This window comes from Streptomyces sp. E2N166 (assembly GCF_003671715.1).
GTDB lineage: Bacteria > Actinomycetota > Actinomycetes > Streptomycetales > Streptomycetaceae > Streptomyces > Streptomyces thinghirensis.
Genome location: NZ_RAIF01000020.1, coordinates 8,563 through 9,181, shown reverse-complemented (window position 1 = coordinate 9,181; position 619 = coordinate 8,563). Strand labels below are relative to the sequence as shown.

Here is a 619-nt window from a genome sequence, read left to right as displayed (position 1 = left end):
GGTCATCAGGCCCGCCCTACTCGCAGGTGAACCGCGACCGCGCCCAGTCCGCGAGCGCCACCGAGTCGAAGGGGCTGTGCGGCTCCACCACCAGCCGTACGGTCTCGCGCCCCGAGACGTCGACATGCACGGGCACCGCCGGGTCCCCGCCCTCGACCGTCCCGGAGCTCCACAGCCGGACGCCGTCGGCGTGCACCGAGAAGTGGACCTCGCCCAGCCTCATCGTCAGGTCGTCGACGCCGACCAGCGCGTCGTAGGACGAGCAGGAGCGGTTGAGGTCGATGGTGACGGACGACCGTCCGTGCACCGTGACGCCGTGCGCGTACCGTTCGCCGCCGATCGACAGGGCGGACCGTTGCCAGACCCAGCTGCTCCCGGCCAGCCGCATCTCGGGTCCGGTCCCGTCGCCGCCCACGTCGTACGCCAGCTCACTCCACTGGTAGACGGTCGGGGCGGGCGGTGAGGTCGGGACCGGGTCCGGGTCCGGGGACGGCGGGGGAGCGAGGGTCGGCGTCGGGGACGGGGCCGGGGTCGGTTTCCGGGTCGGGGAGGGCTCGGGCGAAGGGGGCGGCGTCGGCCTGGGGGTGGGTGTCGGGGGCGGCTCGGGCGCGGCCAGCGG

At 75.0% G+C, this 619-nt stretch carries 1 protein-coding gene; it reads right to left on the bottom strand.

Annotated elements, in window-relative coordinates:
* Nucleotides 1-16: 16 nt before the first annotated feature.
* Nucleotides 17-619: NPCBM/NEW2 domain-containing protein (locus EBH09_RS37870; protein WP_193776365.1), on the bottom strand; the 603-nt coding region annotated here is incomplete at its 5' end.